19 protein-coding genes are annotated in these 22,773 nt (G+C 39.8%); 12 read left to right on the forward strand and 7 right to left on the reverse strand.

Annotated elements, in window-relative coordinates; translation table 11 throughout:
• Positions 1-7: 7 nt before the first annotated feature.
• Positions 8-907 carry an alpha/beta hydrolase family protein gene (locus AC1M9K_RS06905; RefSeq protein WP_481588867.1) on the reverse strand — a complete coding sequence of 300 codons (900 nt, stop codon included), beginning with the start codon at positions 905-907 and terminating at the stop codon, positions 8-10.
• Positions 908-929: 22 nt separating this feature from the next.
• Positions 930-1,721, reverse strand: coding sequence for a crotonase/enoyl-CoA hydratase family protein (locus AC1M9K_RS06910; RefSeq protein ID WP_481588868.1), 792 nt, complete (start codon positions 1,719-1,721; stop codon positions 930-932).
• 173 nt (positions 1,722-1,894) lie between these two features.
• Here AC1M9K_RS06910 and pnuC point away from each other — a divergent pair, with 173 nt between their 5' ends.
• The 8 genes from pnuC to AC1M9K_RS06950 all read left to right on the forward strand — a co-directional run bounded on the left by pnuC (position 1,895) and on the right by AC1M9K_RS06950 (position 9,304).
• Positions 1,895-2,476 carry a nicotinamide riboside transporter PnuC gene (gene pnuC / locus AC1M9K_RS06915; protein ID WP_481588869.1) on the forward strand — a complete coding sequence of 194 codons (582 nt, stop codon included), beginning with the start codon at positions 1,895-1,897 and terminating at the stop codon, positions 2,474-2,476.
• 101 nt (positions 2,477-2,577) lie between these two features.
• Positions 2,578-2,844, forward strand: coding sequence for a hypothetical protein (locus AC1M9K_RS06920; RefSeq protein WP_481588870.1), 267 nt, complete (start codon positions 2,578-2,580; stop codon positions 2,842-2,844).
• A gap of 357 nt (positions 2,845-3,201) precedes the next feature.
• A complete protein-coding gene (locus AC1M9K_RS06925; RefSeq protein ID WP_481588871.1) occupies positions 3,202-4,335 on the forward strand; it encodes a GGDEF domain-containing protein in 1,134 nt (377 codons plus the stop codon).
• A 151-nt stretch (positions 4,336-4,486) separates the two neighbouring features.
• Positions 4,487-4,975, forward strand: a complete 489-nt coding sequence (gene def, locus AC1M9K_RS06930; protein WP_481588964.1) for a peptide deformylase — start codon at positions 4,487-4,489, stop codon at positions 4,973-4,975.
• Between the two features lie 56 nt (positions 4,976-5,031).
• A complete protein-coding gene (locus AC1M9K_RS06935) occupies positions 5,032-6,192 on the forward strand; it encodes a GGDEF domain-containing protein (RefSeq protein ID WP_171076794.1) in 1,161 nt (386 codons plus the stop codon).
• A gap of 226 nt (positions 6,193-6,418) precedes the next feature.
• On the forward strand, positions 6,419-7,639 hold the full coding sequence (locus AC1M9K_RS06940) for a GGDEF domain-containing protein (protein WP_481588872.1): 1,221 nt from the start codon (positions 6,419-6,421) through the stop codon (positions 7,637-7,639).
• A gap of 41 nt (positions 7,640-7,680) precedes the next feature.
• Positions 7,681-8,940: a glutaminase gene (locus AC1M9K_RS06945; protein ID WP_481588873.1), complete on the forward strand. Its 1,260-nt coding sequence runs from the start codon at positions 7,681-7,683 to the stop codon at positions 8,938-8,940.
• A gap of 70 nt (positions 8,941-9,010) precedes the next feature.
• Entirely contained in the window at positions 9,011-9,304 is a 294-nt protein-coding gene (locus AC1M9K_RS06950; protein ID WP_092766898.1) for a cold shock domain-containing protein, read from the forward strand.
• A gap of 73 nt (positions 9,305-9,377) precedes the next feature.
• Here AC1M9K_RS06950 and dhaK read toward each other — a convergent pair whose 3' ends face one another.
• On the reverse strand, positions 9,378-11,108 hold the full coding sequence (gene dhaK / locus AC1M9K_RS06955; protein ID WP_481588874.1) for a dihydroxyacetone kinase subunit DhaK: 1,731 nt from the start codon (positions 11,106-11,108) through the stop codon (positions 9,378-9,380).
• A gap of 162 nt (positions 11,109-11,270) precedes the next feature.
• Between dhaK and AC1M9K_RS06960 the strand changes: the two genes are divergently transcribed.
• Both AC1M9K_RS06960 and AC1M9K_RS06965 read left to right on the forward strand, forming a co-directional pair.
• Complete coding sequence (locus AC1M9K_RS06960) at positions 11,271-11,645, forward strand: hypothetical protein (protein WP_481588875.1); 375 nt, start codon at positions 11,271-11,273, stop codon at positions 11,643-11,645.
• 8 nt (positions 11,646-11,653) lie between these two features.
• Positions 11,654-11,944, forward strand: a complete 291-nt coding sequence (locus tag AC1M9K_RS06965; RefSeq protein ID WP_481588876.1) for an endonuclease domain-containing protein — start codon at positions 11,654-11,656, stop codon at positions 11,942-11,944.
• 730 nt (positions 11,945-12,674) lie between these two features.
• Here AC1M9K_RS06965 and metH read toward each other — a convergent pair.
• A complete protein-coding gene (metH, locus tag AC1M9K_RS06970) occupies positions 12,675-16,361 on the reverse strand; it encodes a methionine synthase (protein WP_481588877.1) in 3,687 nt (1,228 codons plus the stop codon).
• 458 nt (positions 16,362-16,819) lie between these two features.
• Between metH and AC1M9K_RS06975 the strand changes: the two genes are divergently transcribed.
• Positions 16,820-18,442, forward strand: coding sequence for an inorganic phosphate transporter (locus AC1M9K_RS06975; RefSeq protein ID WP_035269616.1), 1,623 nt, complete (start codon positions 16,820-16,822; stop codon positions 18,440-18,442).
• A 74-nt stretch (positions 18,443-18,516) separates the two neighbouring features.
• Here AC1M9K_RS06975 and AC1M9K_RS06980 read toward each other — a convergent pair whose 3' ends face one another.
• The 3 genes from AC1M9K_RS06980 to AC1M9K_RS06990 form a co-directional block, all read right to left on the reverse strand.
• Positions 18,517-20,058, reverse strand: a complete 1,542-nt coding sequence (locus AC1M9K_RS06980) for a hypothetical protein (RefSeq protein WP_481588878.1) — start codon at positions 20,056-20,058, stop codon at positions 18,517-18,519.
• A 159-nt stretch (positions 20,059-20,217) separates the two neighbouring features.
• Positions 20,218-21,171: an ABC transporter substrate-binding protein gene (locus AC1M9K_RS06985; protein WP_481588879.1), complete on the reverse strand. Its 954-nt coding sequence runs from the start codon at positions 21,169-21,171 to the stop codon at positions 20,218-20,220.
• Positions 21,172-21,325: 154 nt separating this feature from the next.
• Complete coding sequence (locus tag AC1M9K_RS06990; protein ID WP_179997692.1) at positions 21,326-21,943, reverse strand: rhomboid family intramembrane serine protease; 618 nt, start codon at positions 21,941-21,943, stop codon at positions 21,326-21,328.
• 159 nt (positions 21,944-22,102) lie between these two features.
• On the opposite strand from AC1M9K_RS06990, the gene nfuA reads away from it, so the two are divergent.
• Positions 22,103-22,741: a Fe-S biogenesis protein NfuA gene (gene nfuA, locus AC1M9K_RS06995; RefSeq protein ID WP_035269609.1), complete on the forward strand. Its 639-nt coding sequence runs from the start codon at positions 22,103-22,105 to the stop codon at positions 22,739-22,741.
• The last annotated feature ends 32 nt before the right edge of the window (positions 22,742-22,773 follow it).

Consider the following 22,773-nt stretch of genomic DNA (forward strand, 5'->3'; position numbering starts at 1 on the left):
TTAGAATTTAATCATTAACTAAATTGAGATAATTTTGGAGCATGTCATCCCAAATTTTTTCTGCGCCTTTTTTGAAATATCCCATGTGTCCAATTGCAGGCATTTGATACTGTTTGGCTGTGATATCAATGTAGCGCATATCAGCAGAACGATAATGTTGCATAAAGGCTTGCCTCGAATTTGGGAGAGCCCAATCATCATCTAATGCTGAAACAGCATAAATTTTGGTTTTAACACTTGCATATTGTGCTTTTAAATCTTGTTGCTCGGGGTCAGCGAAAAAATATAACGGATTTTTGCACCAACGACGCCACTGTTGATATACCCCTAAAGGCAGATCAGAGCCCATATTGAATTTACTCCAAGGTAAATAACCTGTGACTGCGACAATGGGTGGAAACACAATACTCCACATCACGGATACTTTGAATCTTTCTTTGAACGGCATATATCCTGCCCAACCTGCACCTGTACCGTAGCAACACATGGCACTGACTTGATGATGATTAGGGGTAAGTCCCAAGGCTTGACCACCATAAGAGTGTGCAGTCACAAATAAGGGGAAAGTATCGCTAGAAAAGTATTCAATGGCACCAGCGAGATCAAGTTTGCCCCAATCCAAATAACTCATTTTAAAACCTTTGAGTTGTGCTGGAGATGATGCCCCTACACCACGATAATCAAAGGTTAGCACTTCATAACCACGTTCTGCAGCATACTCTGCAAATCTGCGATAAAAAGGTTGGGGAACCGCCGTCGCTGAAGCCACAATAATACGTGCAACAGTCTTCACACCAGATGATAGGTAGCGAGTGCCGGTGAGCATATAGTTATCTAAGGCAGGAAACTGAACTTGAGTTTTATTGATGCTTCTTGGCATCTGGTTCACCTTTGGAATGGCTTGCATGTCTTTATTTCCCGATATTGAACTATTGACCTTTAAAGCGAGGTTGACGTTTTTCGCTCATTGCTCGCATACCTTCGACTGCATCTTCAGATTGTATTAGTGGAAGAAGATGAGTCTTTAACTGATTAAAAGCGTACTGTTCATCATGTGAAATTGCTTCATGAGCAGCCGTCAATGTGGCTTGAACAGCGAGTGGAGCAGCTGAAGCGATGGATTCGGCGAGTTCAATGGCACGGTCAAGCGGATCTTGTTCTGTTACTTCGGTAATTAAATGAAGTCGATATGCAGTTGCAGCATCAAAAAAATCCCCCGTCAATAAGTAGCGCATTGCATTAGACCAACCTGCAGTTTTAACGAAGCGTGAAGTTGCTCCGCCAAAGGGGAGGATGCCACGTTGCACTTCAAGTTGAGTAAATTGGGTATTTTGATGGGCAATACAGATATCGGCATTCAACATCAATTCTATTCCAGCAGTAAAACAATACCCCTTCACAGCGACAACGACTGGTTTTTTTCGTTTACGACCAGTCGTGCCCCATGGGTTAATCAGATTCATATCTTCCGAAAATATACCATCTGACATACGCGGCTGAAGCTCAAGCAGATCTAATCCTGCCGTGAAGTGCTCTCCATGTGCATAAATCACAGCACAGCGTAAATCGGACTGGTCTTCATAGGTGGTAAGTGCTTGTGAAAGTTCATCAATCATATGACTGTCGAATGCATTGCGCTTCGCAGCACGGTTTAAACCAATCAACATCAGATGATTGCGAATTTCAATGGTTATTCTGGTCGTTTGAGTTGTATTCATCATTATTATTTTCCATTGAGGATATTCTATTTTTAGAGGAGTTTAATGGTTAGGTCAAAACTGTGCAGTTCAAATTGAACAGCGCTAAGTGGTGTTCGTTAAGAATCATGTATGGTGCCATTCAATATGCGTTAGGATAGGCGTATCAAATAAACCACGATCATTTTAAGTAGTGTATGAGCCTTTTAGAAATTATTTCAGTATTGATGAGTGTATTGGGTGTAACCCTCACGATTCGTCGTAATATTTGGTGTTGGCCTGTGAATCTCGTGGCTTATGGCTTATATGCAAAGTTATTTTATGATTATCAACTCTATGGTGAAACGATATTGCAATGCGTGTTTATCGGTTTAGGTGTGTATGGGTGGTGGATATGGAAAGCTCAGTTTAAACAACAAGAGCAACTTGCCATCAATCGTATTCAAGGGTTGAGAATTATCAAACATGTGTTTTTTACAATGTTGGCAGGATTTATTTTTGGTTTAGGTCTGGATTATTTTACGGATGCTTCCATTCCTTATTTAGATGCTCAATTGGCAAGTTTAAGTCTGCTCATTACATATTGGACGTCAAAACGATATTTGGAAATTTGGCCTGCTTGGATCGCGGTGGATATCATCTATGTCATGATGTTTATGTATAAAGATCTATATTTGACGGCTGGGCTTTATACCGCATTTACTGTTTTAGCATTCTTAGGTTATCTTCAGTGGAAGAAAAAATATCAAGTTCAACAGCAAATCGTCTACTCAATCTAAAGCATTTGCATCCATGGACATTGATCTGAATGATTCGATCTGCAAAATAAAGCAGATCGACGTAACAATAAAATTGAATTTAACCAGTAGACTTTAAATGTATGATTATCCACTTTTGGGAAGCTCGATTTCTGCAATTTGTAAAATCATTACAACAGCATCCTCACCGTTATCTTAATTTTGAATCCGTTGCCGATTTTTATCAATGTCAGTGGTTAAAAACGCTTCCTCCTCATACTGAATATTTTTGTACTGGATTAGACGATGGTGCAGAGCAATTTGATATTTTGATTCAATATTTGCATCATCAAGTCAGTATTCACATTGCACAAGAAATTAAAGTAATTTATCGAGAACTCGATCTCTAAGAGTTAGGAGTGTGCTTAGCAATTTTTAGCTGAGTCAAATTAAAATGCTTGAGTGTATCGTTAGCTGGATTTAAGCAAAAAAAGCTTTAAAAAAAAATAGAATAAATGGTAAAAAAACCTTGATAAATCCTAATCTTAAGGTTAGATTGTGATAATAAGCGCAATTATAATAAAAAATATGTGATTTTATTCACTATATTTTGTAGGGGTGAAATAGATTTAATGATTACAGAGTTAAATGAAAATATAGTTTATTTTGATGAGCTGTTTCAATTGAGTTAGTTCATTATGTTAAGACTATTCAATCGAATTTTTCGCCCCTATACACTTCGTTCATTTATGAATCAAAGTGTGTTGATGAATTGGAGTAACTTAAATAAATGTATTCTGGTCATGGTATTGGGCGGACTTGCACATATCACCTGGATTGCATGGTATTTATTTTCATTTCATCATCCTGCATTACATCATTGGCTCAATCCTGACTATTATCATTTTCACCTATCACGGATGTTGCTGTGCTGTGTATTACAGTTCTTACTGATTATTCCTTGTGTCATATGGCGTCATAAAGAGTGGGTGAGACAATATTTACCTTACTTTATTATTTTGGTATTTTCCGTAAGCTTTATTTATGGTGGCTATTCGGTTGGTATCAGTAGTCCTGCTACCGTTGCGGGATTTATCAGTATTTTAACAGTTGGTCTGGTTTTATTTGAACGCAAGATTGTATATCTGCTTTTTTTACCAGTCATTGTATATATGCTCATTGCAATTGTCAGTAGTGCATTGGGTTATATGACCTACGCACCGGTCTTTAGTGATCAGCTCAATTATTCAGTCATGGTATTTAATGAATTCTGGGTTTATTCACAACTTTATTTTTACGTGCCTATTTTTTTTGCGACTTTTGTATTGTTTGAGATTTTGTTGACGCAATGGAGAAATCGAGAAAAACAAATTAATTTAATGAGTCAAATGGACCCGCTTACGGGGATTTATAACCGTCGAAAAATAGGTTTAGAACTCAATGAAATTCAATTACAAGAACGAAAATTTGCTCTCATTCTGTTAGATCTTGATCATTTTAAGAGTATTAATGATAACTATGGTCATGATATCGGAGACAACGTCTTAAAGCGTGTTGCCAATGTACTACGTCAAAATATACGTGATACAGATATTGTCGGGCGATTTGGTGGTGAAGAGTTTGTAATGCTGTTGCAGAATAAAAACCTCAGAGCTGCGATGGAGGTCGCAGAGCGGTGTCGCAAAGAAATTGAAAATGAGCTCTTTTATATCGATGAACGTACGACGATCAGAGTGACAGCAAGCTTTGGTATAGCCATTTCTGAATTTAATTTAAATAAAGAAGCGGTGATTCGTCATGCAGATCAAGCATTATATCTGGCAAAAAAACGTGGTCGTAATCAGGTTAGACACTACTACGAACTTCAGGATGCTGATGTCATACAAAAAAGTGAAACTTGAGCCGTAAAATTATCAGGTCACAAATTCGTCATTTAAATCAGTTTTACTTCATCTTGAAATGCTTTAAGATTGGTTGACTATTAATCAAATATTTGATTTAAAATTTAAAAAATTATGAAGATCAAATTCTTATCATAATTGAGATGAACGTATTATGACGATACTACCCGTTGCTCAAAAAGGTGAAGTGATCCTTGAATTGGTTGCATCGCCGGTAAGTGAACTTGAGTTTAGTAGTAGCTGGTTAACGCATCTGGTTGAAGCAATGCATTTTACGATGCAACAGCGCAATGGTGTCGGTATTGCTGCGCCACAAGTTTATGTCTCTAAAAGGATTATTATCGTCGCTTCAAAACCAAATATACGGTATCCCGATGCGCCTGAGATGGAGCCTATTTACATGATTAATCCTGAAATATTGGAGCGTTCTGATCATGTTGTTTTAGGAGAAGAGGGATGTTTAAGTGTAGAGAATCGACGTGCGGAAGTAGCTCGAGCTTCATCAATCCGTGTCCGTTATCGTAATATGCAAGGACAGGAAATTACTGAGACTTTTTCAGGATTCCCTGCACGAATTATTCAACACGAAATTGACCATCTTGATGGGATCTTGTTTGTAGAGCGAGTTCACGCTGCTTAAAAAGACAATATAAAAGATAAAAGGACAGAATGAAGTTAATCAGGAAGATTCAACATATGATTAAGCGATTGTATCGTATGGCCAATACGTACATCCTTGATCCTCAAAATATGCTGATTAATTGGAGTGATTTTAAAAAGGGACGGCTTATCCTCTTTTTTGGAATTCTAAGCCAACTTGAGGTCGCTCGCTGGTTAATTGTGGCTTTTTATACCCCTGAAAAAGCACAGTGGTTAAATCCTGACTATTTTGAATTACGTGTTACCCAATTGTTGGTGACCTCCGTGATTTATCTTGTCCTGTTTTGGAGTTGTTTCAAGTTTCAGCATATCGCTAAGTTTCAAACCTTCATTGCTTACTTTGCCCCTAGTTTCTTTGGAATGACCATGATTTATTCAGGGTATTCGATTGGAATTTATAGTCCTGCAACAATGGCAGGGTTCATTAGTATTGTATTGGTCGGGTTGGTATTTTATAGCCGTAAAATTATTTATGGGATTGCAATTCCAATTACGATATACACGTTATTAACGTGTTACTTGACGCATATCGATCGAATTCGTTATGCACCTATGTTTAGTGATGAGTTGAATAAAAGTATCGTTTACCAAAATGATTTTTGGGTCATGAGCATGGTACAGCTCTACGTGCCCATTTTACTTATGAGTGTTTTATTCTTTGAGATTTTACTCACCCAATGGCGCAGTCGTGAAAAACAATTCGAAACCAGCAGTAAATTTGATGCGCTGACGAACGTTTATAACCGTCGTCAGATCAATGAAGTGTTATCACATTTTCAGCAGGATCGTGCTGATTATGCTGTGATCTTATTGGATTTGGATCATTTCAAACAAATTAATGATCAATATGGTCATGCAGCAGGAGATGAAGTCCTGAAACAGGTGGCGACGCGTTTGGAATATCATGTTCGTATTGGTGATACGGTTGGACGTTATGGCGGTGAAGAATTTATATTAATTCTGGACAATCTCAGTCGTGATCAAGCGGTTGATATCGCAGAACGTTGCCGTAACGCAATTGCACAGCAGCCGATTGTGCTGGATGATGGAACCTCGTTAAATGTGACGGCAAGCTTTGGTATTGCACTATCCCATGAGTTATCTGATCAAGACGTCATTACGCATTGTGCAGATCACGCTTTATATATTGCCAAAGAAAGCGGACGAAATCAGGTACAGTTATATCAGCCAGCTTAGTTGAATGATTAAATTTCGGTTTTGGTACTACTAACTATAGAGAAACATACGCTTAGGTTTTTTTTTATAGCAATGCTTTTGTTTTGGTCAGTGATCATCAAATTCATACCATAAATTGATCTGAACGATAAAGCAGTCTTTTTAATGCTTAAAGCGCATTGACATGATCGCTGAATACATCCAAATTTTAATAAAAATAAATATGAATATTCGATAATACAATTAGATGATGACTCGAGAGAATGAAGTACAACAACAGCGCAGTTTATTGCAAGCTATCAAATATGTCTTGTTAGAATCTGATCGTTCTATTATTAACTGGTCCAACTTTAATAAAGGGATTCTGTTACTTATATTTGGGTTGTTGATGCTCATTGGTCATTGGTTGTGGTACTACCTAACTTTCCATTCAGAATATCAAATTTGGTTAGATCCAGAATATTATCCTCATCGGACATTGACCACATGTTTACAAGTGATTTTGACCACGTGTTTTCTGACGATCGCTTTAGTGCTTCGAAAAAATGCTACTGCTCGCCGAATCTTGGGCTATTTAATCCCCTTATTTTATGGATTGATTGTCATTTTTTCAGGATACACGGTTGGGATTTATAGTCCTGCGGTGATGGCGGGAACGGTCAATATTGTATTAATTGGTTTTGTGTTATATGAACAGCGCATCATCTATAGCGTCTCTTTTATTATTGCTTGTATTATCGTGTGGTTGGCAGTACTGACGGCCAATGGTCAACTGACTTATGCACCATTATTTAGTGATGCACTGAATCAATCTAATTTGTATGCCAATCCTTTTTGGCTGAAAAGTATGGCGGTACTATATTTACCCATACTGTTGTGCTCAGCAGTTTTTTTTGAGTTGATCTTGTCGCAGTGGAGACGACGTGAGCGTAAGATTGAAATACTAAGTCAGAAAGATGCGTTAACCAACCTCTATAACCGTCGTTACATCAATCAGTTTATTAGTAAGTTAATTCAACAAAATCGCAGCTTTGCTTTCATCATCTTAGATCTCGATTTCTTCAAGCAGATTAATGACAATTATGGTCATGATGTTGGTGATCTTGTACTTAAACGTATTGCTCTCGTTTTAAAACAGCAAACACGAGAAGAGGATATAGTAGGACGGCTCGGTGGTGAAGAGTTTGTTCTAGTACTGACAGATGGTGATATCGACGAAGCATTAAACATCGCAGAACGTTGCCGTCAAACGATCGAAAGTGAAAAAATTGAGATTAGCTCAGAGACTTTTATTCAAATGACGGCAAGCTTTGGCGTGGCGATGTCACAAAATTTACCACATCTACACACAGACGAAGTAAAGCAAAGGATTTATAGTGCGGCGGATAGAGCACTATATGTTGCAAAGCAGAATGGCCGTAATCAAGTCAGATGTGACACGATATCGACAACTGAATTTAACATTTGAGATCTTATTTTGGGTCTCCATTGATCACCAAGAGAATAAAAATGAAGACACCTGTACCTGATTATCTTGCCCATGTATTGGACCAATGTCATGCGAATACCGAAGGAGCATTGGCTGACTATATTCCAGAACTGGCAGCTGCCAATCCAAATCGTATCGCTTTAGCACTTTCAACCATTGATGGTACGATTTATTCTTCAGGGGATGATGAGGTTGAGTTCACGATTCAATCAATGTCTAAACCATTTGCTTATGCATTAGCGATTCAAGAACATGGTTTGGCTCAGGTATTAGAAAAAGTTGGTGTTGAACCTTCGGGGGAAGCATTTAATCAAATCTCATTAGAAAAAGAACGATCGATTCCTAAGAACCCAATGATTAACTCGGGTGCGATTACGACACATTCTTTATTGCCTCATAAAAAGACTGTTTCTCGTGCAGAACATTTACGACGTTTCTTGAGTGAACTGTGTGGGCGTGAGTTAACCTTTGATGAGCAAGTCTATCAATCTGAACTCAAAACAGCATTTCGTAATCTTTCGATTGGATATATGTTGCGTACCGTCGGCGTGCTAGAAGAAGACCCAGAACAGATTGTTCATGGTTATATTCAACAGTGTGCGATTAAAGTCTCCGTGAAAGATTTAGCGCGAATGGGCAGTGTGTTGGCGAATGGCGGAAAAGACCCTGTTACGGGAAAATGTATTTTAGATCGTCAGGTATGTCGTCAGGTACTTAGCGTCATGATGACGTGTGGTATGTACGATGCAGCTGGAGATTGGTTGACCACCGTTGGTATTCCTGCCAAAAGTGGTGTGGCAGGGGGGATCATTGGTGTCTTACCAGGTCAGGTTGGAATTGCGGTTTTTTCGCCTAAATTAGACAGCCATGGCAACAGTGTTCGAGGTGTGGAAATCTTTGAACGTCTATCAAGTGATATGGGATTACATTTAATGGAGGGAACCCCTTCAGCACAAACCATTATCCAAAGTCGCCGTGAGTATGATGATGGCATGGTGGTGTATGAGCTACGTGGTGTCTTGCAATTTACAGAGACTGAAATGTTCTTGCGTGAGTTACAGAATGAGCCTGTAGGTAAAAATAAAGTAGTGCTTGATCTTACACATCTGACCTTAATCCATGATGTCGGTGCTCGAATGTTATTTGAAGGTGTGAAACGTCTACAGGATGATGGTCACAGAGTAGTGGTCTTAGATGCGGAATCATTGTTATCGGAACAACAAAGTAAAGGACACAAACGCGTCATTGTCCAACAGCATTTGCATGATTATTTAAAGTGATCAGCAAAGATGATGCGCTTTAAGATGCGTGTATAATATTGAAAATTGTATACCGTTTTTTGGGAATGTTATGAAGTCTGAAGTCCAGCAAGGCAAAATTAAAATTTATCATGCCGATAAAGGTTTTGGTTTTATTGGTGGTGCAGGTGAGGATATTTTTTTCCACATTTCTGACTTTCCTACAGATGAAGGTGAGCCAAAACGCAATGACCGAGTCAAATTTCAGGTTGTTGAAAATCAAGGTAAATTAAAAGCAGTCAAAATTCAACGTGTAGCTGACCAGTCAGCGAAAGCGAAGAAGTCTCGTGTGGCATCACATAATCAGGCGATTACCAGCGCATTATTATCAAGTTTTAAAAAATAAAAAGCAAAAAAAAGCCCTGAATCATCAGGGCTTTTTTGTAGAACAGATCAATCATTCATGTCATGTTTAGATGTTATTTTAGATGATCGGCAATATCGGTAAAAATCACACCTAAACCATATGCACCTGCATCAGGATAGCCTAAGCTACGATCACCGACAGTACCTGCACGACCCATACGTGCAACAATCTCTTTAGTCGATTCAGCACCTTGAACAGCAGCTTGAGCACCTAAGATAAAATTTTCTTTAAAGCTTTTGTCGGTGTTTGATGACCATGAATCTGCGCATGGCACGAGCGCATCAATGAGAGTTTTATCACCGACAACAGCGCCACGTCCAAATGAACGTTCGCCTGTGGTTTGAATACCTTTTACTGCGGCTTGCAGCATATCGGCAAAATCCGCCACGCTTAACGTGGTTTTATCTTGAATGGCTTTACTTGCAGCGCGGAATGCAGAACCCCAGATGGGACCCGAAGCACCACCACAATGTTCCATAATGATCATGGAGCTATTGAGCAAGAATTCATCCATCTGTTGTGCTTGGATCAAGCTTTGCCAGTCTTTCTTGAGTTGTTTAAAGCCTTTAGCCACACTCATGCCGAAGTCGCCGTCACCTGCGTGCGCGTCTAACTCACAAAATGGCACTTCATTTTTAATGATACATGCTGCCATGACATCGACCACATAGCGCATGTTTTCAATGGTAAATTGCTCATTTTGAATTTCAGCATGTTCTGCTGCAGTTTCAACTTGGCTGTTGCCTTGATGTTTGGTAGCCGTATCTTTTATCGCAAACTTAATGGCTAAAGCAGGTGAACCATCAAGTTTAAAGGCAGGGGTGTTGGCTTCGGTATCTAAGTATGTTTTGAGTTCATCATCCAATTCAAGTAATGAAATGGATGCGCCATTCATGTCGATACTGGTCATGTAGTTGCCGACAAAGGTACGGTAAATTTTGATGCCCTTATGTGCAAGGTGTGCGCATACATCATGGTTAAACAGATACAGTTCTTGCATTGGGGTAGAACCAAAGCCATTGATCAATACTGCAACTTCTTTCATGTCTGGACGATCTAAAAACAGGTCGTCGACCATACGTTGTGCCAGTTCTTTTGATGGCAAGATTTTTTCACGACGGATGCCCGGTTCACCATGAATACCCACGCCGTATTCCATTTCATCATCGGCAAGGGTAAAAGTTGGTGTACCTTTGGCAGGAACAGTACATGAGCTATAAGCAAAACCTAAACTGATGACATTGTCTGCGGCTTTCTGTGCCACCGCTTTAACTTCACTCAGCTCTAAGCCTTTTGATGCTGCTGCGCCTGCAATTTTATGGACAAAGACTGTGCCTGCGACACCACGACGACCGACTGTATATAAACTATCTTTAACCGCAATGTCATCTGCAACTTTCACAAAGTCGACTTGAATTCCGTCTTCAGCGGCTAAGGCTGCACCATTCTGGAAATTCATCATATCGCCAGAATAGTTTTTGATGATCATCAACACGCCTTTGTCAGTTGCGACGTGCTGCAATGCTTTATAGACCTGAATTTGTGAAGGCGATGCAAAGACATCGCCACATACGGCTGCATCTAACATGCCTTGACCCACAAAGCCCGCATGTGCAGGTTCATGACCACTACCACCGCCACTGATCAGGGCAACATTATTGTGTTTTTCTTTTCTTGAAATGATTTTGTGTGATTCAGTGAATGCAAGTTCGGGGTGTGCCAAGACAAAGCCTTTGCACATGTCGACAACCAAGTTTTCAGGGTGGTTGATGAGTTTTTTCATTGAAACACCAGGATATATTATTTTGGGAGATTATTAACTTCGTACTATAAGATGTAATGGTATTTGAAGTATGCAAATGGAAGATATTTGAACTATAAATTTTTTTCATTACAGCCTACACTCAAATTTTATAGATACAGATAATGATTTAGAGAAAAATTTATGCATTCTGAGGATCATTTTAGTAAAGAACTATTTGATGTTTTAGCTCAGCAATATATCGATTTGAATTTAACGATTGAGATAGCTCGAAACAAAGAAATTATTATTAGGGAATTTAATGGGAAAAGATTTCATGTTGATTTCAACTTAGTGATCGAAATAGGTCAAAACAATGAGATCATTATTCTGGTATTCAGTGGTGAAAAGTTTCTTTTGAGGGTGAAATATGTTTATGGATCTTTTGATTTTGGTACGGAGGTTCATGAGTATCATTATCATAAACAATATTTAAGACAATGGAGGTATGCCTCAAGCCGTGAAACTATTTATGAGCATCTAGACCGATTTGGAAATTTATATGAAAAAATTTTTTGAAGTTTTAATTGCCTAATAATAAGAAAATTTTAGGTTTGCAGTTTTATCGGCAAAAGCCAATCTTAAATTACATCGTAGATTTTTACTGTCCTGCTGTGAATTTGGTGATTGAGTGTGATGGTAGTCAGCATTTTACGGAAGACGGTTTAGAAGCAGATCGGATTCGGGATGAAGCTTTGGCTCAGCTTGGATTAAAGGTACTGAGATTTGATAATAGGCAGGTGTTGGAGCAGATTGATGATGTGGTGGATGTGGTTTATCGGTATTGTTTGAAAGAGATTGCTAAGGAATCTCCCTAAATCCCTCTTTAAGAAAGAGGGACTTTGCGCGAATTTAATTGCGGTTGTGGAGTCGCGTTGTTCCTCCAATTTTTAAAGGGAAGTTTGGAGGGATTTATATTAGAAAAACCTAGAATGTTTAGGATTAAAATTTATGGTAGTAATAAATTATAGATTTAGTCTGAATTATTTGATATTTTTTTTAAAAGATTTTCAGTTTAGGAACTATCAGTGCGTTTTGGTTGGGCTCATCGCTAGGACTCATTGATACCCCGATGCAATTAACTTTTGCTTATATACTTAAAGCCCTGCTGCAGTTTTTCTCGTTGATATCAACATTCGAGTACATTTATAAAATTTTGCAGTCATTCATGTTAAAGGGGAAGAGTATGAAAAAACTTAGTCTATGGAGTGCTTGGGTGTTGTAGCTGCGCAGGGCTTTAAGTTAGTGAAAAGTATTGTTGGGGTTTCTAAAAACTCCCAAGAGGGTTCGAATCCCTCAAGCCACACCAAATTTTAATAATAAATATAGATCTTTAATCCCTCCCAACCTCCCCTTAAAAAGGGATGAGCTGTCACGTAATCCATCTGATACACGAAAGTCCCCCTTTGAAAAAGGTGAGAAGCGTTGCTTCCCAAGAGGGGGATTCTAAAAATCCAATAAAAAATCCCCTCACTTGAGGGGATTTTTGTTCCCTCCTTTATCAAAGGAGGTGAGAAGCATTGCTTCGTAAAGAGGATTCAAAACCAATTAAACAATCGAATCATCCAAATTCGGCGCTAACCAACGTTTCGCCTCATCCAAGGTCCACCCTTTACGTTTCGCATAATCTTCAAGTTGATCACCAGAGATTTTACCCACGTTAAAGTATTCAGTCTCAGGGTTGGCGTAGTAGAAACCGCTGACTGATGAAGGCGGCCACATTGCAAAGCTACTGGTTAAGTAAGTTCCGATCTTATCAGTCGTACCTAACCAGTCAAACAATGGCGCTTTTTCAGAATGTTCAGGACAAGCAGGGTAGCCCGGTGCAGGACGAATACCCACATACTTCTCTTTGATCAACTCTTCATTCGAAAGCTGTTCATCGGTTTGGTAGCCCCAGAACTCTTTACGAATACGTTGGTGCAAGTGTTCAGCAAATGCTTCTGCAAAACGGTCACCCAAGGCTTGAACCATAATCGCGTTATAGTCATCACCTTTGGCTTTGTATTCTTGCGAAAGTTCTTCCGCACCAAAGATCGATACAGTGAAACCACCCAAATAATCTTGCGCCACGTCTTTCGGCGCTACAAAGTCAGCCAGTGAGAAATTCGCTTTGCCTGTCACTTTGTCAGACTGCTGACGAATATGCTCAAAGGTATGCGTCACATTGCCATTTTCATCAGTTACCGCAACAGTGTCTGCTGCAACACGGTTGGCAGGGTAAAGACTGAAAGTAGCGCGCGCATCGAAACGTTTATTTTCGATGATGTCTTTGAGCATCGCTTGTGCTTGTTCAAACAAATCACGTGCAGCTTCACCCACAACTTCATCCTCAAGGATTTTCGGGTATTTACCTGCCAAACTCCAAGAAATAAAGAATGGTGTCCAGTCGAAGTATTCCACCAAAGTTTCTAAAGGATAGTTGGTGAATGTTTCAGAACCAATGAAGTTTGGTTTTACTGGCGCATGCTTTTCGAAGTCAATTTTGAAACCATTTTCAACCGATTCAGCATAAGACAGTTTTGCAGCTTTCGGTTGCTTATTCGCTAGACGTGTACGGATTTTTTCATAATCCGCTGCATAATCAGCTGCCAATTGCGGCTTCATATCAGCAGATAAAAGTTGCGTTGCAACACCGACTGCACGAGAGGCATCAGCAGTGTAGTACACGCCATCATTGTGATATTGTGGCGCAATTTTCACGGCAGTATGCGCTTTCGATGTTGTTGCACCACCAATCATCAACGGAATATTAAAGCCTTTACGTTGCATTTCTTTGGCAACAAAGACCATTTCATCGAGTGACGGTGTGATCAAACCTGATAAACCGATGATGTCAACTTTCTCATCAATCGCAGTTTGTAGAATCTTCTCACAAGGCACCATCACGCCAAGGTCAACGATGTCATAACCGTTACAGCCCAGTACTACACCCACGATGTTTTTACCGATGTCGTGTACGTCGCCTTTAACAGTAGCAAGCAAGATTTTACCTTTGGCTTCGCCTTGGGTTTTTTCTGCTTCAATAAATGGGTTCAACCAAGCTACGGCTTGTTTCATCACACGTGCAGATTTCACCACTTGTGGTAAGAACATTTTGCCGGCACCGAACAGGTCACCCACTACGTTCATCCCTGCCATGAGTGGACCTTCGATCACATCAAGTGGACGAGCTGATTTTAAACGTGCTTCTTCAGTATCTTCATCGATATAAGTCGTAATACCTTTAACTAACGCGTATTCAAGACGTTTTTCTACAGGTTCATTGCGCCATTCAAGGTTTTCTTCAGCCTTTTGTGCACCCGCTTGACCACGATATTTTTCCGCAACAGCGAGTAATTTTTCAGTCGCTTCTTGACCGCTTGCGCCTTGGTTACGGTTCAGCACCACATCTTCAACAGCTTCTTTCAGCTCAGCATCGATATCATCATAAATCGCAAGCTGACCTGCGTTGACGATACCCATGGTTAAGCCTTGTTGAATGCCGTGATATAAGAACACCGCATGAATCGCTTCACGAACAGGCTCATTCCCACGGAATGAGAACGATACGTTTGAGATCCCGCCTGACACCATCGCATTTGGAAGGTTTTGTTTAATCCAACCGGTGGCTTCAATGAAGTCCACACCGTAGTTGTTGTGTTCTTCAATACCTGTTGCGACCGCAAACACGTTCGGGTCAAAAATAATATCTTCAGATGGGAAACCCACTTCGTTGACTAAGACATCGTAAGAGCGCTTACAGATTTCCTTTTTACGTTCAGCTGTATCCGCTTGACCATTTTCATCAAACGCCATGACAATGACTGCCGCACCGTACTGACGGCAGAGGCGAGCACGTTCTACAAACTCGTCATAACCTTCTTTTAAGGAAATTGAGTTTACAACCGCTTTACCTTGGACGCATTTCAAACCTGCTTCAATGATCTCCCATTTAGAAGAGTCAAGCATGATTGGCACACGTGAAATATCAGGCTCAGACGCGATCAGATTCAGGAAATGCACCATCGCTTCTTGCGAATCCAGCATCCCTTCATCCATGTTGATGTCGATGATTTGCGCACCGGCTTCAACTTGTTGGCGAGCAACATCTAAAGCTTCAGTGAAGTTACCTTCTTTAATCAGGCGTAAGAATTTTTTAGAACCTGTCACGTTGGTACGTTCACCGACGTTCACAAACAATGAATCTTTAGTAATGTTAAATGGCTCTAAACCACTTAAACGACATGCAGGTTCAATTTCAGGGATTTGACGCGGTGCAATACCTTCAACCGCTTGCGCAATCGCACGAATATGATCCGGCGTCGTACCACAACAACCACCCGTAATGTTAATTAAGCCACTTTCAGCAAATTCTTTAATAAATGCTGCAGTTTCTTCAGGAGTTTCATCATAACCACCGAAGGCATTTGGTAAGCCAGCGTTTGGATGCGCTGAAACAAAAGTATCCGCAACGTCAGACACGGTTTTGACGTGTGGACGCATCGCATCTGCACCCAGTGCACAGTTAAAGCCAATCGATAAAGGCTCTGCATGGCGCATTGAGTTCCAGAATGCTTCTGCGGTTTGACCTGTGAGTGTACGGCCAGATGCATCGGTAATGGTGCCCGAAACCATAATTGGCAGTTCGTAACCAATTTCTTTAAACACTTCTTTCACTGCAAAGATCGCAGCTTTGGCATTTAGGGTATCGAAGACCGTTTCAATTAAGATGATGTCTGCACCACCTTCAATCAATGCTTTCGTCGCTTCGATGTAGTTAACTTTTAATTCATCAAAGGTGATGTTACGGAATGCCGGATCATTTACATTTGGTGAAATTGAAGTGGTACGTGACGTTGGTCCTAATACGCCCGCGACAAAACGTGGCTTTTCAGGTGTTGAGTATTTTTTACATGCTTCTTTGGCAATTCGAGCTGCTTCACGGTTAATCTCAGGAACCAAATCTTCCATATGGTAGTCAGACATTGAAACACGCGTTCCATTGAACGAGTTGGTTTCAATAATATCTGCACCAGCTTCAAGATAAGCTTCATGAATGCCTTGAATAATCTGTGGTTGAGTTAGAACCAATAAGTCGTTATTACCCTTAAGGTCGTAGGCCCAATCCGCAAAACGTTCACCACGGTAATCAGCTTCTTCCAATTTGTGGCGTTGGATCATGGTACCCATTGCACCATCAATAATCAGGATACGTTTGGCAAGAAGCGCTTTTAAGGTGGCGAGGGTAGACATCAAATGACTCTCACAAAAATCTGCACAAATAATGGTGCAATATTTTAGCAGAGTTACGTCCACTTTTCTGATAAATAAAAATTTATGAACCTATTCCCAAAAAATTAAGGATGAATTTCATCCATCAACTACGATGATCAATCTATCAAAACTGAAACTGTCTATATTTCATCATGTTGTCATAATCTAATGTAATAATAACTGCCGTTGTAACAAATGTGACAGTGATGTCATCTTTATTTCATCTATTTAATTACCGATTGAAATAAAGATTAAAGACGAGGGTTTTGTATTAACTATCTGATTATTATTGTTAAATTTTGAATATTGGTTGTTTTTAAAGTTTAATTTTCTTAAATAAGTGTCATTTGGATGACTTATATGACAGCTCTTTGTCATATAATTGTAATAATTAAATTGAACAATAGAGGGGATATTTATCCTCTTTCTCTGCTTGCATGAATTCTAATCAAACTCCAGTTTCAGATTCAGCACAATCGTCAACGCCTATGCAGTCGACGAATGTTCACGTGCCAACGCCGAAATTCTTTATGCCAGTGTTCCTTACACTGATTGTTTCAACCTTGATTTACATTGGTTTTCAGTTGGCTGCTGATTTATCTCATGTGCCTGCTTTAAATCTTTATGCTGTGATCATGTTGGCCACGGCATTGTTTATCGCATTGGGTTTCGAGTTCGTTAACGGTTTCCATGACACGGCCAATGCTGTGGCAACAGTTATTTATACCAACGCTTTATCTGCACCTGTCGCTGTAATGTGGGCAGGCTTCTGTAACTTCCTTGGCGTAATGGTCGCAAGTGGTGCAGTTGCCTACGGTATTATCGCGCTATTGCCTGTTGAATTGATTATGAACGTCGGTTCAGGTGCTGGTTTTGCCATGGTCTTTGCCATGTTGATTGCCGCAATCGTATGGAACTTAGGAACTTGGTTCCTCGGTATCCCTGCTTCTAGCTCTCATACACTGATCGGTTCAATTTTAGGTGTGGGCATCATGAACTACATCTTAAACGCAGGTAATGGTGCGTCAGGTGTAGACATGGAACAGGTGATGAAAGTGGGTAAAGCACTTTTATTCTCACCATTAATCGGTTTTGCATTTGCGGCTGTATTGTTCTTATTGGTTAAAAAAATCTTTAAGAAACAAGTGGAATTATTCCAACCACCAGAAGGGAATAAACCGCCGCCGCCACTTATTCGTGCCATTTTGATTTTCACGTGTACCGGTGTAAGTTTTGCACACGGCTCAAATGATGGTCAAAAAGGTATGGGTCTGATTATGTTGATTCTGATCGGGATCGTGCCATTGGCATACTCTTTAAACAAGAGTCTAGATCAACAACATATCCAAACGTTTGGTCAGTTATCTGCTCAAACTGCTGATTTGATTTATCCAAATCACCAAGATATTCCAGATGAAAAAGCGCGTGAAATTATCACGTCATATATCCAAACCAAAGAAATCACGCCTGAAGTTGTGCCAGCTTTGGCAAGTTTAACCGATCATTTAGGTGAAAAAGTAGGAAGCTACACATCCATTAAAGATGTTCCTGAAGATCAAGTGGCTGAATTCCGTAATGATATGTACCTCAGCACGACTGCATTCAAGCGTTTAGATAAAGCAGAAGCTTTACCTGCCATGACTGAAGCGCAAGAAAAAACAGTGGACAACTACCGTGATAACTTAGATTCATTCCTTCAATACATTCCAACATGGGTGAAAGTTGCGACTGCATTGGCATTAGGTCTAGGGACGATGGTAGGCTGGAAACGTATTGTTGTTACCGTTGGTGAGCGTATTGGTAAACAACACATGACTTATGGTCAGGGGATGTCTGCAGAGTTAGTTGCAATGTCAACGATTGCTGCTGCTGATGGCTTTGGTATGCCAGTGTCAACAACACACGTTTTAAACTCTGCTGTAGCAGGTACGATGGTTGCGAATAAGTCGGGCTTAAACTTCCAAATGGTTCGCACAATCTTATCAGCGTGGATTTTCACACTGCCAGCAACAATCTGTTTGTCAGGTGGTTTATTCTGGTTGTTCCTTCAGTTCACCTGATTGAATTCAATACTTAAAGACTAAAAAAGCGCTGAACAATCAGCGCTTTTTTTATGATCAATTGTTTATGACACTTATTTTTGGAATTTAGACCAAAGTTTTTTCAAGGGGAGTTTTTCCTCAGCAAAACCATATAATGCGGCAAATGGTAGGGCGGTGCGTGCGAGATATGCTACACGCCATAATCCACCATGATTAGCACCATGCATGATTAAGTCTAATGGATGATTGAGGGCGATGTCAGGATTGGCAACCGACTGTGGGTTTCTCAAATCATGAATCCACAACGCAGCCATAATCGCATTGGTCGTCGCGGGTTCAAATGCTTCAACATCAAACAAATTGGCACCATTGAAAGCAGCTTTTAATAATGGGTTTTTGGTTACCGAATGTGTAGTGGTCGATGGAGCAATATTAATGCTGACACGTTGACCTTGTGACCGTGCTAACGTAGCGCGCCATTGTTGAATCCTCTTCGCCAACGCATAATTTGGACCTTGTTCAACCACAAGACAGTCGCAGATCCCATACTGTTTATCATGACATTGGAATAAGCGTTCTTCATTTTGTTTGAAAAAATAATCACGAGAGACAGTCGAAATACTCTTGGACAGAATATTTTCAAGTTTAGAGCGTGATTTAAACTTATCTAATCCAGCTTGAATCACTTCCTGTGGTACAGCGTAGACGTCAGTGGGCGTACACATATACATTAAACTGGTATTCGATTTTTGTTGGCTGACATGTTGCATAATGGCATCCATCGCCATAGAAACACGAACGTGCTTTTCGCCATCTAAATACGCAATCGCGGCAAGATCTAAGTCTCGATCAAACTGGGTGAGCCAATGTGCAATCTCAGGGGTATCTGTTAATAAGTTAACGCCTAAACGCTCTGCAGCTTCACGTATAGATGCAGATGAATCTATTGATTCGACACTTGGAGCGTATAAGGTCGCATTGCCTTGCAGAACAGTATTCAAAATCTTTGTCCATACTCGCTCATGATTTAAATCAAGCGCCACGATATTGGCTTTCCATTTCGCCAGCCAAGGTAAAGGTCCTGCTTCAGAAGCTGCACCAAACAGCACCATTGTTCGATCCGAAAGGTCAAACCACTCTGGATGCTGCACACACGCTTGTAGTGCCTGAGCATGTGATGCTTCTATAATACCTCGGTCTAACCAAAGTTGAATTTGGTCGAGTAGGGCTTGACCTTCTAAATTTTTACCCTGATAAGGTACAAACCATTGCGGCTCAGCATTAGAGTTTCCTTGAAGTGTGTAGGTATTTAAATCTTTTGATTTAAGATTCATCACTTCATTCAATGCATGTGTATGTTGATCACGTTGAAAACTAAACTCTTCATAAGCTTGTTGAAGTCCATCTTGAGCGATGCGCAGCGCAGCTTCAGGTGATGAGAGCCCACATTCTACCAACCGTTTAAAATGAATCGGATAGGATTTGCGCCAATTCTTTTCATTGATAACTGCATCAGCGTATTCTGGCTGAATTTGTTGTAATGCCGCACTGACGATGCGTTGGCCTGATTTTGAACTGCTGGGTTTAGAAGACGTGTTAGAGGAAAATTGTAAACCATCAGGTTGATTAGACATGCAAAAAATCTCAAAAAAAAATGAATAAATTCGCGGATGCCTACATTATCCTGACAAAATTAATGATCTAGGTGGCATTAATTACCAGATATTGATTGAATTATTACGAGATATTTCTAAAAAAAGGAAGCCGAAGGCTTCCTTTATAAATAAAATCAATTATTTAGTATTTTTTATACCATTGGTCAATTCTTCTAACATAAATGCAGTGTTATCTAAGCCAGCGCCCGTTAAATACCAGGCATCGGCATCAACAAAGATGACACGATTCTCTTTGACTGCCTGACTATTCTTGAGTAATGGATGTGATTGAATATGTTGTTTCGCAGCATAGTTTTGCGTGTTTACAGCACCACGGTCTAACACAATGATGAAATCAGGATTTTGTTTTATTGCTTGTGCTAGACGCTCTAAATTGCGTTGCGCGGCAGCAAGAGCTTCTGGTGAGTTTGGAGCAGGTCGAGCACTTGAGGCTTGAGGTGCTGCAGTCGGCACCACTGACTTTAAGCCAGAAATATCATAGGCAAATCCAAATCTTTCATTCTTTGCATGCGGTATAAAATTATCACCCATGGCAAAAAGCATCAGGCCGGATTTGCCTTTAGTGAGTTGTTTAAGTTGTGCTTGAAGGGCATAGACATGATCTAATTTAGATTGTGCGAGTTGTTCCTTATTAAACATTTTTGCTAAAAAAAGTGTGCGATTTTTCAGGTCTTGATTGAAGTTTTGAGTATCAGGCCAGAGGTTGATTGCAGGTGCAATTTTTTTGACCTCATTTAATTTTGCAGCAGAACGCCCGCCGACAATGATGAGATCTGGCTTTTGTTCTTTTAATAAGGTTTGGTTGGGTTCAAATAAAGATCCAGCTTTTACATATTGTTTGTCATTAAATTTTTTCAAAGCACCAACAAAAGTAGTTTCGGGTACGATTGATGCTTGAATACCTAAAGCATTCAGTGTATCCAACGCGGATAGTTCGTAAACAGCTAGCTTCTGTGGCGTATTTTGAAGTTGAATAGTTTGATCTTGATAAGTGAATTGAACAGGTTGAGCATATGAAACAAAGGCGCTGAATGAAAGAATGAGTGCCAATGGAAGTTTAATGTAAGTCATATCAATACCTCGAGGTTTGATAAAAGCTTAACATGAATATATAAATGATAATCATTATCATTGTTGAATTTGTGTTTTTATCTTCTTACTAGTATCTACTTTGAATTGAAGGGTATTTATGCGGAGTGTTTTAATCCTCCGCAAGGATTAAGAATTAAAAAGGTAGTTGAAGCAACTTGCTGAAGAAATGTGGAATAATTTGAGGTTCAATCAATATCGTAACCACGACACCGTAGGCTGCACCCCATAAATGTGCGCTGTGGTTGATGTTACTGTTTCCACGTTTACCTGACCAAATACTATAAGCAACATAAAGCACGGCAAAAATAATGGCTGGAACTGGAATAAAGAAGACAAATATCAGTTTCCATGGCTGAAATAAAATATAAGCAAACAAGACTGCTGACACTGCTCCAGAAGCCCCTAGACTTGCCCAGCGGTGATCATTTTTATGTTTTAAATAGCTTGGAATAATTGCCGCGATTAAACCGCCTAAATAGAACAGAACAAATCCGAGTTCATATAAGTATTGTCGATAAAAACTTTCAATTACACTTCCAAAGAAAAAGAGTGTGATCATATTGAACAGTAGATGTGTTCCATCTGCATGTATAAAACCATGCGTGATAAATCGATCGTATTGACCTTTCTGCATGGCTGGAGGCCAAAAAATCAAACGATTCATAATATTTTGATTGGAAAATGCAACCAGTGAAATGGCAACCGTAATTAAAACGATGGTGACAGTATGATTAAAAGGTAAATCAAGCATATGGATAAGATTGAATAAATTGCTTTAATTCTGTTCATCATGCCATTTTTTTAAATTTAATTGTTATTAATATAATAATTCTGACAAATTTAGTTGAATTTTAAATATTATCCCCGATCTTCAGTTAAAATAGAGTCTTCAGCTTGAGGAAAAATTGTTATGTCGACTGAGAACACCAGCACTGCAGTTGCTGAAGAAATTCCAAATTTATTAATTACACCAACTGCGCAAGAGTATTTGTTTGAACTTTTAGAGAAGCAAAATACTCCTGGTATCGCGGTACGTGTTTTCGTAGAACATCCGGGTACACCACGTGCTGAATGCTGCATGGCGTATAGTGCACCAGATGAAGTCGTTCCAACCGACTATAAACAAGAATATCCAAAATTTGCTGCATATATTGATACACCATCAATCCCATACTTATTGGATGCAGTGATTGATTACAACAAAGATCGCTTTGGTGGTCAGTTGACTTTCCGTGCACCTAACTCGAAAGTGCCACGTGTAGGTCCAGATGCATCGATTGAAGAACGTATAACCTATGTATTACAGTCAGAAATTAACCCTGGTTTAGCAGGACATGGTGGAAACTGTGCATTGGTTGAAGTGGTTGAAGATGCTGAGCATGGTTTAACAGCGGTCTTGAAATTTGGTGGTGGCTGTCAAGGGTGTTCAGCAATTGATGTGACACTTAAACAAGGTGTTGAAGTTACGCTAAAACAGCATATCCCAGAGTTACAACGTGTTGTGGACCAGACAGACCACAGCCAATCAGAAGGCGCTTATATGAAATAAGTTGCCTTTAAATTTACAAAAGTTGATTTGAA

It is taken from the genome of Acinetobacter sp. 24-47-67, assembly GCF_056779735.1.